Origin of the sequence: Allorhizobium sp. Av2 (genome assembly GCF_021462805.2) — a bacterium.
In the GTDB taxonomy this organism is placed as follows: domain Bacteria; phylum Pseudomonadota; class Alphaproteobacteria; order Rhizobiales; family Rhizobiaceae; genus Allorhizobium; species Allorhizobium vitis_G.
Map to the genome: position 1 here is coordinate 2,661,457 of NZ_CP192696.1, position 13,749 is coordinate 2,675,205.

General features: G+C 57.6%; 12 protein-coding genes. 6 read left to right on the forward strand and 6 right to left on the reverse strand.

Features of this window, described 5'->3' with window-relative positions:
• The first annotated feature begins 89 nt into the window (after positions 1-89).
• Positions 90-1,124, forward strand: a complete 1,035-nt coding sequence (gene hemH, locus FS819_RS12705; protein WP_156550978.1) for a ferrochelatase — start codon at positions 90-92, stop codon at positions 1,122-1,124.
• Between the two features lie 127 nt (positions 1,125-1,251).
• Here hemH and FS819_RS12710 read toward each other — a convergent pair whose 3' ends face one another.
• Positions 1,252-2,283, reverse strand: a complete 1,032-nt coding sequence (locus FS819_RS12710) for an acyltransferase family protein (protein ID WP_197433978.1) — start codon at positions 2,281-2,283, stop codon at positions 1,252-1,254.
• Between the two features lie 398 nt (positions 2,284-2,681).
• On the opposite strand from FS819_RS12710, the gene FS819_RS12715 reads away from it, so the two are divergent.
• Complete coding sequence (locus FS819_RS12715; RefSeq protein ID WP_156629703.1) at positions 2,682-4,715, forward strand: methyl-accepting chemotaxis protein; 2,034 nt, start codon at positions 2,682-2,684, stop codon at positions 4,713-4,715.
• 79 nt (positions 4,716-4,794) lie between these two features.
• Here FS819_RS12715 and queE read toward each other — a convergent pair whose 3' ends face one another.
• Genes queE through queC form a run of 3 tightly spaced genes read right to left on the reverse strand, consistent with a single transcriptional unit; the run spans position 4,795 to position 6,621 of the window.
• Complete coding sequence (gene queE / locus FS819_RS12720) at positions 4,795-5,556, reverse strand: 7-carboxy-7-deazaguanine synthase QueE (RefSeq protein ID WP_234624503.1); 762 nt, start codon at positions 5,554-5,556, stop codon at positions 4,795-4,797.
• Positions 5,553-5,909 carry a 6-carboxytetrahydropterin synthase QueD gene (gene queD / locus FS819_RS12725; RefSeq protein ID WP_156550981.1) on the reverse strand — a complete coding sequence of 119 codons (357 nt, stop codon included), beginning with the start codon at positions 5,907-5,909 and terminating at the stop codon, positions 5,553-5,555. Before queD ends, queE begins: the two co-directional genes overlap by 4 nt.
• A 4-nt stretch (positions 5,910-5,913) precedes the next feature.
• Complete coding sequence (queC, locus tag FS819_RS12730; protein WP_156550982.1) at positions 5,914-6,621, reverse strand: 7-cyano-7-deazaguanine synthase QueC; 708 nt, start codon at positions 6,619-6,621, stop codon at positions 5,914-5,916.
• Between the two features lie 197 nt (positions 6,622-6,818).
• Here queC and FS819_RS12735 point away from each other — a divergent pair, with 197 nt between their 5' ends.
• Together FS819_RS12735 and FS819_RS12740 are read left to right on the forward strand one after the other, a co-directional pair.
• A complete protein-coding gene (locus tag FS819_RS12735; RefSeq protein ID WP_156550983.1) occupies positions 6,819-7,853 on the forward strand; it encodes an SPFH domain-containing protein in 1,035 nt (344 codons plus the stop codon).
• 6 nt (positions 7,854-7,859) lie between these two features.
• Positions 7,860-8,318: an NfeD family protein gene (locus tag FS819_RS12740; RefSeq protein ID WP_156550984.1), complete on the forward strand. Its 459-nt coding sequence runs from the start codon at positions 7,860-7,862 to the stop codon at positions 8,316-8,318.
• 280 nt (positions 8,319-8,598) lie between these two features.
• On the opposite strand, the gene FS819_RS12745 is transcribed toward FS819_RS12740, so the two are convergent.
• Complete coding sequence (locus FS819_RS12745) at positions 8,599-9,594, reverse strand: KpsF/GutQ family sugar-phosphate isomerase (RefSeq protein WP_070166997.1); 996 nt, start codon at positions 9,592-9,594, stop codon at positions 8,599-8,601.
• Between the two features lie 191 nt (positions 9,595-9,785).
• On the opposite strand from FS819_RS12745, the gene FS819_RS12750 reads away from it, so the two are divergent.
• Complete coding sequence (locus tag FS819_RS12750; protein WP_197433977.1) at positions 9,786-11,297, forward strand: outer membrane beta-barrel protein; 1,512 nt, start codon at positions 9,786-9,788, stop codon at positions 11,295-11,297.
• A 62-nt stretch (positions 11,298-11,359) separates the two neighbouring features.
• Here FS819_RS12750 and galU read toward each other — a convergent pair whose 3' ends face one another.
• Complete coding sequence (gene galU, locus FS819_RS12755) at positions 11,360-12,247, reverse strand: UTP--glucose-1-phosphate uridylyltransferase GalU (RefSeq protein ID WP_070166787.1); 888 nt, start codon at positions 12,245-12,247, stop codon at positions 11,360-11,362.
• 257 nt (positions 12,248-12,504) lie between these two features.
• Here galU and FS819_RS12760 point away from each other — a divergent pair, with 257 nt between their 5' ends.
• Positions 12,505-13,722 carry a lytic murein transglycosylase gene (locus FS819_RS12760; RefSeq protein ID WP_156551019.1) on the forward strand — a complete coding sequence of 406 codons (1,218 nt, stop codon included), beginning with the start codon at positions 12,505-12,507 and terminating at the stop codon, positions 13,720-13,722.
• Positions 13,723-13,749 lie beyond the last annotated feature (27 nt).

A 13,749-nucleotide genomic window follows, 5' to 3' on the forward strand; every position in this document is an offset into this window, starting at 1 on the left:
TCCGGGCCATTTTTCATTCTGGACAGTGATCTCATCTCGGTCCAAAAGCGTAACAGCAGCATCAAATTCTTGACCAAGGTAGTCCAAATATGAGCGCGATCGTCAACCATCTTCCTGCCGAACATCCCAAGGTCAATTTCGGCAAGGTCGGCGTGCTGCTCGTCAATCTCGGCACGCCTGATGGCACCGATTACACCTCGATGCGCCGCTACCTGAAGGAATTCCTCAGCGACAAGCGGGTTATCGAATGGTCGCGGCTGTTCTGGTACCCGATCCTCTATGGCATCGTTCTGAACACCCGTCCGGGCAAGGTCGGCAAGGCCTATGCCGAGATCTGGAACAATGACCTGAACGAGAGCTATCTGCGGACCTATACCCGCAACCAGGCCGAGAAAATGGCCGTATCGCTCACCGATATGCCAAATGTCGTGGTGGATTGGGCGATGCGCTACGGCCAGCCATCGATCAAATCGCGCATGGACGCGCTTCAAAAGGCCGGCTGCGAAAAAATTCTGCTGTTTCCGCTCTATCCACAATATGCCGCCGCCACCACCGCCACTGTCAATGACGAAGCTTTCAAGGCATTGCTCAAGATGCGCTGGCAACCGGCACTGCGCACCGTGCCGCAATATAGCGACGATCCTGTCTATATTGATGCATTGGCCAATTCCATCGAATCCCATCTCGCCAGCCTCGACTGGGAACCGGAACTGGTACTGACCTCGTTCCACGGCATTCCGAAGTCCTATTTCATGAAGGGCGATCCCTACCATTGCCAGTGCTACAAGACCGGACGCCTGCTGCGTGAGCGGTTGGGCTGGCCGAAGGAAAAGCTGATGGTCACCTTCCAGTCCCGCTTCGGGCCTGAGGAATGGCTACAGCCCTATACTGACAAGACCGTGGAAAAACTGGCAAAGGACGGTGTCAAGCGCATTGCCGTGATCAATCCAGGCTTCGTCTCCGATTGTCTGGAAACGCTGGAGGAAATTGCCGGTGAAGCGGGCGAAATCTTCCACCACAATGGCGGTGAGAAATTCAGCCATATCCCCTGCCTGAACGACAGCCCGGACGGCATGCGCGTGCTGGAAAATGTCGTGCGCCGGGAGTTGCAGGGCTGGGTCTGATACGAAGTGTCATTGAAAATGACCTTCGTATTCCTTTTGCAAATATCTCATGCTCCTGATGCATTTGAGATATTTGCATTGCCTGCAATGAAAGTATGACAGGGCAGCGTAAAACCTTAAGCCGGAATCAAGCGATTTGCGGTACCGCTGGCCGGGTCAATCGGGCACCAAGATCTATCCCCGGCTTCTCAATGAAGCGGTAGGTGACCAGAGACAGCAGATATGTCACGACCACCGTGAAGACCAGAACTCCAGCCTGGAAGGCAGAGTTTGAGACGCCCAAGTCGGTCAATATGTCAATTGACACGTAGAGCGGGATCATGTGGACAAGATAGACCGAATAGGAAATCTGCCCGAGATGGGTCGGCAGTGCCGACCCCAGCAGCCGCGCTGGCAGGTCGATAACGTGATTTGCGGATGCCGCTGCCGAGAGCAGGACGCCAGCCCAAATCATAAGCGGCAGCAATTGTGCAAGCCCTTCGCTGGCAACCACAACCGCGGCAACGCCCAGCGTTGCCAATAGCCATCCCCGCCATTCTTGCCTGCGGTCAAAGGCCATATAGCTGAATATACCGATGGCAAAGCGGTCAAGCTTATAGCCGATGAAACCACCCGGCAGCAGATCCGTCGCAAGGCTCAGCCCAAGGAAGACAGCAGCCCCCAATGGCCAGCGCTGCTTTTTTGCCAATGCCCACAGAAAGAAAGGCGCCAGCAAATAAAACTGCCATTCCATGGAAATGCTCCAGGCCTGGCCAACGATCGTAAAGGCGGCGTTATCCAGCACCTGGTCCGGCACCAGGCCCTGCAGCAGCGGAACATGGACGAGAAGCTGCTGACCAAGCGAATCCAGACTTTGTTGCGCCAGAGAGAGCCGATTGGCATTGGCGGGCGTATTGAAGGGAATGTCTTGCCAAGCCGACACCTGCACCTGCAACAGCAATGTCGAAACAGCAAGAACAACCAGATATAACGGAAACAGCCGGAACCCACGACGCGCAATATAAAGTCCTAGCGGCTCAGCCTTGCGGTCGATCAGACGGGCGATCACGAAGCCGGACAGGATGATAAACACATCCACCGCCAAGACATTGCGGTCGACAATTGGCAAACCCCAGCCGAATGTCAAGGAAACATGCCCCAGCACCACCCACCATGCCATGATACCTCGCAGACCTTCAAGTGAAGTTATCCTATGGCTTTGACTGGGCTGCATTTTCATATTCTCACGACATGTTTCGGGAAAACCAGTTCCCGTTCCCCTTCAGCATCCTGCGTTTTAGCCACCGTGGGATACTGACTCCGCTTAAAATTTCTATTGCATACTTCAAATATACAGATTGTTTTTAAAATGCCGTTCTTGATGAGTCCATATTGAAATGAGCTTCTCCGCCCTTGCCTACCGCACTGTTCATTCATGGTGAACTTGATTGTAAAATCAAGAATCTACAATCTAAGAATTGTGTAATCCACAGGTGCAAATCAAAGCAATAATTAATTGTTCCACCCTACATTGGGCCTATCGAAGGAGATTGCCGCGGCTCAGCGGAGGGGGAATCTATGCGTATCAATGCGAAAATATATCTACTTGTCTTCATTCTCGGCTTTGCCGCATCCCTGATCGGGGCGATCGGGATTTTCGTGACATTGCGATATGACAACAAGACCGCACAGGTTCTCAATCTATCCGAGCGCGCCTTCCAGGGTGAGCGGCTCAACCGCCTGATCACTTCGGTCGTGATGGAATCACGGGGTATCTACGCGGCGAAATCGAAGGAAGATGCCGACAAGTTCGGCAAGGGGCTGACAAAAAGCCTTGATGATATGGATGCCACGCTTCAAAGCTGGCGGAAAATGATACCGGAAACCCAGCTGCAAGCCTTTCAATCCATGGTTGCCAAGGCAGCGGAATTCCGGACATTCCGCACGGAAACAGTCCGTTTGGGCACCGAAGTCGGTCCGCAGGCGGCCAATGAGCAGGGCAATAACGAAGCCAACCGCGCCAACCGAAAAGCCTTCCAGACCGAGGTGGATGCCGTCGTCAGCGCCGACAAGAAAGAACTCCAGGCGGTCACGGCATCGGTCGCCAGCTTCCAGACAACAATGATGATCCTGATCGTCTCGGTGACGGTCATCTCGATCCTGATCGGCGTCAGCCTCGGGATCTATATCGGCGTCAAGCAATTGAGCCGCCCGATCGTTCAGCTCACCGCGGCCATCAAGCGTGTCGCCAATGGCGATTTCGAAACCGACGTGCCCGGCGCCACCCGTAAGGATGAAATCGGCGACATGGCCTTGGCGGTCGAAACCTTCAAGCGCAATGGCCAGGACGTCGCCCGCATGAATGCCCAGGAAGCCGCCCTGCGCGCAAAAAGCGATGACCTGCAATCCAGCATGTCCGTTGTCGTCGCAGCCGCCGCCGATGGCGATTTCAGCAAGCGGATCGACAAACATTACGACGATCCAAATCTTGACCGTTTCGCCAACAATATCAATGAACTGATCGCAAGCGTCGAGCGCGGGGTGACGGAAACCCGCCGGGTGATCGCCAATCTCGCGAGCGGCGATCTCAGCCAGGAAATGCAAGGCCAGTTCAGAGGCGCGTTCGGCGAATTGCAGGCCAATGTCAACACCACCTTTGAGCGCCTGCGCGACACGATTTCCAGTATCCGCCACAAGACGGACGCCATCAGCGGCAGCACTGGCCAATTGAGCAATGCCACCAACGAATTGTCGATGCGCACCGAAAAGCAGGCCGCCGCTCTGGAGGAAACTTCGGCGGCACTCGACGAGATCACAGTCGTGGTGCGCAGTTCCTCGGAACGTGCCCAGGAAGCCAGCCGGATCGTGACGGAAGCCACGGAAAATGCCGCTCAGTCCGCCGTCGTGGTGCGCGAGGCCGTGGACGCCATGGGCCGGATCGAAAATGCCTCCAAGGAAATTTCTACCATCATCAACGTGATCGACGAGATTTCCTTCCAGACCAATCTTCTGGCCCTGAATGCAGGTGTCGAAGCAGCTCGTGCCGGTGAAGCCGGCAAGGGTTTTGCCGTGGTTGCCCAGGAAGTGCGCGAACTGGCGCAACGCTCCGCCAATGCCGCCAAGGACATCAAGGCGCTGATCACCAAATCCGGCCAGGAGGTCGAAGGCGGGGTCAAGCTGGTGCAAAAAACCGGCGAGGCGCTGGCAAAGATCGAAAGCCGCGTGCTGACGATCAACGATCATATCCATTCCATCGCCAATGCGGCCAAGGAACAGGCAACCGGACTGCATGAGATCAACGCCGCCATCAACCAGATGGATCAGGTGACCCAGCAGAATGCCGCCATGGTCGAGGAAACCTCGGCGTCTACCCATTCACTCTCCGATGAGGCGCAGAGCCTGGTCGGCCTGCTCAGCCACTTCAAGATTTCCGGGCAGCAAAGCAAGGTTGCGCCTGAGCTTCGACGCAGCGCTCCGCAGCCTGTGTCGGCAAACCTAACCGCCCGCAGCCCGGCTCCTTCTCCAGCCCGTGAACGGGTCAAGGCCGTAGCCAAGGCCTTTGGCGGCGGTGCAGCTGCCGCTCAATCCCGGGATCAGTGGGAAGAGTTTTGATAAAATAATCCTCCTCGGATGAGGGGGGCTTATTTCAGGTCGAGCAATTCCAGCGGTCATTATTCAACGACCGCTGGAATCACACCCCACGCTTATTGCCCCAGAGCAGCACATGCAGTTGCGGCAACACGCGGGCGGCAAACCAGCGGTCTTCGACCACCCGGTCAACCAGCCAATGCATCCGGGTCATGATCCCGTCCATATCGATCAGCGCGTCATCGTCTTCCGGCGGCGGGGGTGTATGGTTGCCGGGTTGGAGATAGACCGGCAGATGCGGATGCCTGGCGCTGGCGTCGCGGGCATAGGCATAGTCGGCCTCATCAAAAACGATGAACTTCAGCACGGTGAGTGGGCTTTGCTGCGCGCCCCGCGCTGCGGCTTTCTCCAGACAGAGCGACAGCGCATCCCAATCCGTTTCCATGCCGCTCGACGGTGGTTTCGGCGACACCACCAGCACATCCAGATCGGCAAACCAGTCGCGGGCAATCGACCCCTGGGTTTCCAGGGCGAAGCGGTAGCCTCGCTCATGACCGTGGGCAATCAGCCCGCCCAGCGGCTGGATCGCCGGATTGCCACCCGACAGCGACACCATCAATGGTACGCCCCCGGACAGGTTTTCCACCTCGGACCAGATCGCCTCGACGCTCATTGGCAGCCATTCGTGGCGAAAGCGGCTTTCCACCGCATGCAGGCTATCGCACCAGGAACAGCGATAATCGCAGCCGCCCATCCGCACGAACACGGTCGGCTGGCCGATCAGCACCCCCTCGCCCTGAATGGTCGGGCCGAAGATTTCACTGACCCGGAGCCCGGCATCGCCCAAGATCTGAGACTGCGTCACGGACGATACTCCGCCCAGGTCTTCTGGGTTTCGCTGACCCGGACCGCAGAGGTCTCGGCAAAATACTGCTTGCACCAATCATAGAAGTGCTTGGCCAGACATTCCGCCGTGGTCTTGTCGTGACCCAGGACATCATTGAGATGGCGATGATCGAAGGCCTCATCGATATAGGTCTTCAGCACTTTCAGCTCATGATAATCGCGCAGGAAGCCATGGTCGTTCAGGTCCTCCCCCGAAAGCTCGACCTCGACAATATAATTATGCCCATGCAGCCGGGAGCATTGATGATCGTCGGGCAGGCCTTTCAGCTGGTGCGAGGCGGAAAAATGAAACTCCTTGGTGATCCGGTACATGGTCTCAAACCTCCCTGGCCTGGAAGCCGGAGGTGGCGCTCACCCAGAAATCCGGATCTTCATAGGCAGTCGGATCGGTAACACCGGCCAGATGAAAGGCTTCGCGCCGCTCCACGCAGGTGCCGCACCGGCCACAATGGCGCGCACCACCTTTGTAGCAGGACCAGGTCTGGTCAAACGGCGTGCCGTATTTCGCCCCTTCGGTTACGATATCGGCCTTGGAAACCGTGACGAACGGCGCCATCAGCTTGACATCGGCATAGCCTTCCAGCGCATGAGCCTGCATGGTCTGGAACGCATCGATGAAGCCCGGGCGGCAATCGGGGTAGATGAAATGGTCGCCGCCATGCACGGCAACGGCCACCGCATCGGCCTTGCGGGCCGCAGCCACACCGAAGGCAATCGCCAGCATGATGGCATTGCGGTTCGGCACGACGGTGATCTTCATCGTCTCTTCGGCATAATGGCCGTCGGGAACGTCGAGATCGTCTGTCAGCGCCGAGCCGGTCAGGCTGGCACCAATCGCGGTAATGTCGATGATCTGGTGCGGCACGCCCAGCCGCTTGGCCGCAAGCGCTGCAAAATCCAGTTCTTTTTTGTGCCTTTGGCCGTAATCGAAGGAGATCAGGCCGATCAGCTGATGCTCCGCTGCCATTTTGTCGGCAAGCGAAACGGAATCGAGTCCGCCAGAGCAGACGACGAGTATTTTCATGGTTCTAGTCCTTGTTTTTTCCGGGTAGGCTGCGACCGGTGGTGAAAACCGTGGCCCTGATAGCGCAGAAGTGAGGCTTTGCAAACCCGCCTGAACGGGTAATTGCCCCGAGAACGACCCTAGATTATCCATGCCACTGGTAACGGGGTGGGGCCAAGCTTACATAGAGCTCAACAAAATGACGGTGGGGAGAAGATATGTCCGGCTTCGATATTCTGGTTATTGCCCTGGTGGGCTTCGTCATCCTGGTGCTGATTGCCGGGATCAAGACCGTGCCGCAGGGCTTTCGCTATACCGTGGAACGCTTCGGGCGCTATACCCGCACGCTGGAACCGGGCCTGAACATCATCACTCCCTTCATCGAGACCATCGGTGCCAGGATGAATGTGATGGAACAGGTGCTGGATGTTCCGACCCAGGAGGTCATCACCAAGGACAATGCCAGCGTCTCCGCCGATGCCGTGGCCTTTTATCAGGTCTTGAACGCCGCCGAAGCCGCCTATCAGGTCGCCAATCTGGAAAACGCCATTCTCAACCTGACCATGACCAATATCCGCTCGGTCATGGGCTCGATGGACCTCGACGAACTGCTCTCCAACCGCGAAGTCATCAATGACCGCCTGCTGCGGGTGGTGGATGAAGCCGTGCGGCCCTGGGGCATCAAGGTCACCCGCGTCGAGATCAAGGATATTCAGCCGCCCAAGGATCTGGTCGATGCCATGGGTCGCCAGATGAAGGCCGAGCGCGAAAAACGCGCCCTGGTATTGGAAGCTGAAGGCTTCCGCAATGCCCAGATTCTGCGGGCCGAAGGCGCGAAACAGTCTGCCATTCTCCAAGCCGAAGGCCAGCGGGAAGCTGCCTACCGCGAGGCCGAGGCCCGCGAGCGTCTGGCTGAAGCGGAAGCCAAGGCGACAGCCCTGGTCTCGGCGGCAATTGCCGCCGGTGACGTCCAGGCCATCAACTACTTCGTCGCGCAGAAATATACCGAGGCGATGACCGCTATCGGCACCGCCTCCAACTCGAAAATCGTGCTGATGCCGATGGAAGCCTCATCGCTGATCGGTTCGCTGAGCGGCATTGGCGCCATCGCCCGTGAAGTGTTTGGCGGCGATGCCCCACAGGCGAGTTCCAACCCGGCTCGTGCCTCTGGCACCTCCGCCAGAAGCGTTCCGAAAACCACCGCAGTCAGCACCACGCCCGTGATCAATCCCTTCGCCAAGTCGGAGGAATAAACCGCCATGTTCGCCACGCTGGTCGATCAATGGGGACCGTGGAGCTGGCTGGTGCTGGGACTGGCACTGCTGGCCGTCGAACTGGTCATGCCCGGCATGTTCATGATCTGGATCGGGCTGGGCGCCATTGCCACCGGCCTTCTCTCGCTGGCCTTCTGGGGCGATGCCTTCTGGCCCTGGCAGGTTCAAGCGCTGGTGTTCTGCGCCTTTTCGATCGCCGCCATCCTGATCGGGCGTAAATATCTGCGCTCCGACGCCAGAAGCAGCGACGAACCGCTGCTCAACCAGCGCACCGCAAGCCTTGTTGGGAGAACCGCTACCCTCCAGGAACCGATCCGCGAGGGTCGTGGCCGGATCAGGTTGGATGATACATTCTGGACGGTATCAGGACCGGATCTGGAGACCGGAACACAGGTCAAGATCATCGCCGCCCATGGGCGCGATTTGACCGTGGATGCGGTTTGACGGGCACCAGGGAAAAAGCCAGACCAAGGCGGCACGACACATAGTCAACGTCATGCTTGGCCCTGTGCCGAGCATCTAACCACGCTACAGCGCCGTGCGCCCTATTAAGCAATAATTTTTATTAATGATGTCAACATCTTATTCGACAGCAGCAGACCCTCGGGACAAGCCCGAGGGTGACGAACCGTGGACACGGAAAGTTCAGCAGCTTTAAGTGTCGTTCAGGCCCGTCGTATCACTAAAACAAGGTGTGAAGATCGAAAAGCGACCGGCCCCTGGCTCAGGCCACACCAATCCGCAACAGGTCGTGGAAGTGGATAATGCCGCCAGGCACACCGTCTTCATCGGTCACAAACAGCGCCGAAATATTGTGCTGGTTGAGGATTGCCATAGCAGTGGTGGCGAGCGTTTCGGTATGCACCGTCTTTGGATGACGGGTCATCACCTCTTCCACCATCCGCTCACCGAGATTGCGGTTGAGGTTACGGGCAATATCACCATCGGTGATGATGCCGACCAGGCGGTTGGCACTATCGGTCACGCCGACGCAGCCAAAACGCTTCTGCGACAGCATGATAATCGCTTCCGGCACCGAGGTACCTTCCGGCACGAGCGGCACGTCCTCGCCTATATGCATCATGTCGCCGACATGGGTCAGCATCGCGCCAAGCTTGCCGCCCGGATGGAAGGTCTTGAAATCGTTCGGCCCGAAGCCACGTGCTTCCAGCAGCGCCAGCGCCAAGGCATCGCCCAGCGCCATCTGCATCATGGTGGAGGTGGTGGGCGCCAACCCGTGCGGGCAGGCTTCCTGTACCTTGGGCATCAAAAGCACGATATCGGCTTCACGCGCCAACGTGGATTGCTCACCAGCGGTAATGGCGATCAGCGGAATGGAGAACCGGCGAGTGAAGGACAGAATACCGTTCAACTCGGTGCTTTCACCACCCCAGGACAAGGCGATGACCACATCGTCACGGGCAATCATCCCGAGGTCGCCGTGATTGGCTTCCGCCGGATGGATGAAGAAAGCCGGCGTGCCTGTCGAAGCAAAGGTCGCCGCGATCTTGCCGCCGATATGGCCGCTTTTGCCGACGCCAGAGACGATCACCCGCCCCGAGCTTTTGCCGATAACATCGATTGCGTTGCAAAACGGCCCGGCAAGATATCCTGCCAAAGCTTCTTCCAGGGCCGCCAGCCCGCTTTGTTCGGTAGCGACAACACGCAATGCAGCCTTGATGGCGCTTGCTTCCACGAGTTTTACAGCCAGCTTGTTCATGGCAATGTCCATAGCGCTAATGAACTTAACTGTCCATTCACCCTTGCCTACAGTCTGTAAGAAATGACGACTGGCCGGTGTTTCTGGCAAGCTGACCTGTGCAAATCGTTGATCGCAACGAATAATTAACCATGGGAATTTACCTTTCGGTAATGGCATCACCGCCGAAAGACAGATTTCAACAGGCCGCAATGACGGACAGCCAGACCCATTCCCCTGATCGGCAGCACAGCGCGGGTTTTTGCCCGATGGTGTCCGCTGGCTTGCTGGCAGCCTGCCTGGTCGCGGCTGGGGCGGGTCCTGCCCTCTCCCAGCAGTTGACGTCGGGATCGACTGAGCAAAGCGCGGGCCTTGCGACCCTGCGCGGCTCCACAACGAGCACCGACGACGCGGCAACAACCACCGACACGACGGCAACAGGCACTGCCACGTCAACGACCAAAACCAAGTCGGATACCAGCGAAGATACGCTTGATACCGACAGTTTCCGTCGTATCACCAATGACGCGCTGGACGCCAACCGCATCAACCTCAGGGAATCGCCGGTCGATGAACGGCGTCAACTGCGCAAGACTGAGGATGATGGCACCGGCATTCATGTCGGCACGATGATTCTCAGACCGGAATTGTCGCAAGGCATCAGCACCGAACGCAAATCGACCGGCAACGACAAGCAGAACACCACCTATTGGGATAACGGACTGAAAGGCACGCTGACCTCCGACTGGTCACGCCATCAACTGGTCATCACCGGTGACGGGCAATGGCGGCAACGCATTGCGGGTGACCGCGACAGCGATCCTTCCGGTCGCGTCGATGCCGCATTGCGGCTGGATTTTGCCAATGACATGGCCGCCCGGTTGACGGCGGGCTATGGCTTCAGCCGCGAAAGCACCACCGACCCCAATGCCGTGCGCGATGCCACGGTCCAATCGGGCGTCAACCAGTTCAGCGCCGGTGCTGTGCTGGAACGGCAGGTTGGTCCGTTAAAAGGCTCGCTTGGGCTGGATTTCGAACGCTGGGTCTATACCGATGCCAAGCTTTCCGATGGCAGCATGCTGTCCAATTCCGACCGTAACCGCAATGCCGTCACCCTGTCTTCACGGCTGGGCTATGAAATCTCACCGGCACTGACGCCCTTTATCGAAGTCTCCACCGGCAAGACCCGTTATGACCAGACTGAGGACAGCGCAGGCTATCGCCGCTCCGGCAATATCTACGGTGCCAAGGCCGGGATCAGCTCGGACATGGGCGAAAAGCTGCGCGGCGAAATCGCCCTTGGCTATAAGCAGGCCAATTTTGACGATGCCCGCTTGGACGATCTGGGTGCGATGACTGTTGACGGCAATGTCGCGTGGTCACCGTTGCGCGGCACCAATGTCGATCTGGGTCTTGCCACCTCCATCGAACCGTCCACCAGTGCAGGCGTCAGCGGCGATGTCGCCTATGCACTGACGGCCGCCGTGACCCATGAATTGCGCGACAACCTGATTGCCAAGCTTTCGGGCGGCACCACCTGGCGCAATTATCGCGGCGGCAGCCTGAGTACGGGCATGTATTATACGGCAGGTGGCGGGCTGGTTTACAAAGTCAACCGCTGGCTGGATCTCACCGCCGATCTGACCTGGGAAAAATCCACCAGCGACAGCAGTTCCGACGAAAAGACCCTAACGGCAGGCGTTGGCCTGAAACTCAGGCGGTAAACGAGAAAACGCCGCGCGTTGGACGCACGGCGTTTTAAGTTTCAGTCCGTTCGAAAAACCGCTTACTTCAAAGCGGCCAGCAGCGCCTTCATCGGCTCTTCCACCAAGCCACGAAGTTCGGGACGCGACAGAGCGAAGGCGACATTGGCAAGGATAAACCCGTCCTTGGCGCCCGTATCGAAGGTTTCGCCCTTGAAGTGATAGCCGGCGAATTGCTGGATCTTGGCCAGTTTCAACATGCCATCGGTCAACTGGATCTCGTTGCCAGCGCCGCGTTCCTGGGTTTCCAGGATCGAGAAGATTTCCGGTTGCAGGATATAGCGGCCATTGATGAAGAAGTTCGAGGGCGCGGTACCCTTGGCTGGTTTTTCCACCATTTCAGTGATTTTGAAGCCGCCATCCAGCGTCTCACCGACACCGACGATGCCGTATTTATGCGCCTGATCGGGCGCACATTCCTCGACGGCGAGGATATTGCCGCCAGCCTTGTTGTAGAGATCGACCATGCCCTTCATGCAGGCGGTCTCGCCGCGCATGATCATGTCGGGTAGCAGAACAGCGAAAGGCTCATCGCCAACGATTTCGCGCGCGCTCCATACTGCATGGCCGAGACCCAGCGGCTCCTGCTGGCGGGTGAAGCTGGTGGCGCCTGCCTTGGGCAGGATTTCGGACAGCAGCGTCAATTCTGCATTTTTGTTGCGCGATTTCAGCGTCTGTTCAAGCTCATACTGGATATCGAAATAATCCTCGATCACCCCTTTGCCGCGCCCGGTGACGAACACGAAATGCTCAATCCCGGCTTCCACGGCCTCATCCACCACATATTGGATGACTGGCTTATCGACAACAGTCAGCATTTCCTTCGGCACGGCCTTGGTGGCGGGCAGGAAACGAGTTCCAAGACCGGCAACCGGAAACACGGCTTTACGAATTTTTTTCAGTTGTCCCACACATCCCTCCTAGAGGATTTTTCACATATGCACGCAATCGCACAAACGCCGATTACTAAAGAATTGCAACGAAATTACAATTCTGTTTGCGATTTTGGTAAATTGGTAAAGAATTTGTTGAGACTATGGTCATAGACTGAGCCAGACCGGTCAGGTCCGTGCAATTCCTGACCGGTATTGCCGCACTGCCACAACCAGATGGCATTGACCAGCATAGACAGATGAGCCAACAGCCAGCTGAACGGACGACGATGCCAATGACCAGAGAACGCGCCTCGCGCCATCTTCGCGCGCTTGCCTTTTCCCTCATGGCGAGCCTTGCGCCGCTTCATGCCCATGCCGATGCCGGCTTCCAGAAATGGATCCGGGATTTCTATCCCACGGCGGCCGCCTCGGGCATTAGCGCGCAAACCTATAACCGCGCCTTTGCCGGGATCAAGGACCCGGACCCCGAAGTGCTGCGCAAGGCCGCCTATCAGCCGGAATTCAAGTCTGACATCTGGGATTACCTCGATAGCCGCGTCAATCCTTATACCGTGAAGATCGGTCGGGAAATGCTGGCCAAGCATGGCCGCACGCTGGCATCGCTGGAAAAATATTTCGGTGTCGACCGCCATATCCTTCTGGCGATCTGGTCGATGGAAAGCAATTACGGCGCGGTTCTCGCCAAGGACGACCGGCTGCATTACGTGCCGCAGGCCCTGGCCACCCTTGGCTATGCCGATCCCAAGCGCGCCGGTTTTGCCCGTAAACAGCTGATTGCGGCCTTGAAAATCCTGCAAAACGGCGATGTGAGCCCGAAGGAAATGACCGGCTCCTGGGCGGGCGCCATGGGCCATACACAATTCATCCCGACCAGCTATCTGCTGTATGCGGTGGACGCCGATGGCAATGGCCATAAGGATATCTGGAATTCAATTCCCGATGCGCTGGCCACTTCTGCCAATCTTCTGGCCAAGAACGGTTGGGACAGCGGACGGACCTGGGGCTATGAAGCCGTGGTGCCTGCGGGAGCTGGCAAATATGCCGGCAAGACGCTGACGCTGGGCCAATGGCAGAAGCTGGGCTTCACCCGCCCTGGCGGCAAGGCTTTCCGCAATCCGGGCGAACGGGCGCAGTTAAAGCTGCTGGCCGGTGCCAATGGTCCGGGCTTCCTGATGACATCCAACTTTTTCACCATCAAGAAATACAATGCAGCCGATACCTATGCGCTGGCCGTCGGTCTTCTTGCCGACGAAATCGCCGGCTATGGTGGAATGCAACAGAAATGGCCACGTCCTGACGGTACGCTGGATATCAAGGAAAAATTCGAGTTGCAGACCCGGATGAAGGCCCTGGGCTATTATAATGGCGAAGTGGACGGCAATTTCGGCTCCGGCTCGAAAGCGGCGATTTCCGCCATCCAGCAACGGTTGGGCATGCAGGGCGATGGCGAACCTTCAAAGCCGCTGCTGGAAATGCTCAGACGGCATTGATGGGGAGCGATCGGCCGTTGACGGGCC